Annotated in this window: 1 protein-coding gene; it reads left to right on the forward strand. The window is 72.3% G+C overall.

What is annotated here, in order from left to right:
- Nucleotides 1-282: hypothetical protein (locus IF43_RS37620; RefSeq protein WP_037891777.1), on the forward strand; the 282-nt coding region annotated here is incomplete at both ends.

A 282-nucleotide genomic window follows, 5' to 3' on the forward strand; every position in this document is an offset into this window, starting at 1 on the left:
CCGCAGGCGGTGGTCGTCTCCGGCGACGAGGCCGCCGCGGTCGCGATCGCCGATGCCTTCGAGGCGCAGGGCCGCAAGACCAAGCGCCTGACGGTCAGCCACGCCTTCCACTCCCCGCACATGGACGGCATGCTGGCCGACTTCCGCAAGGTCGCGGAAGGGCTGTCGTTCGGCGCGCCCCGCATCCCGGTCGTCTCGAACCTCACCGGCGCGGTGGTCACCGACGAGATGGGCTCCGCCGACTTCTGGGTCCGGCACGTCCGCGAGGCCGTCCGCTTCCTC

The sequence above is a fragment of the Streptomyces sp. NRRL S-87 genome (assembly GCF_000719335.1).
Lineage (GTDB): Bacteria > Actinomycetota > Actinomycetes > Streptomycetales > Streptomycetaceae > Streptomyces.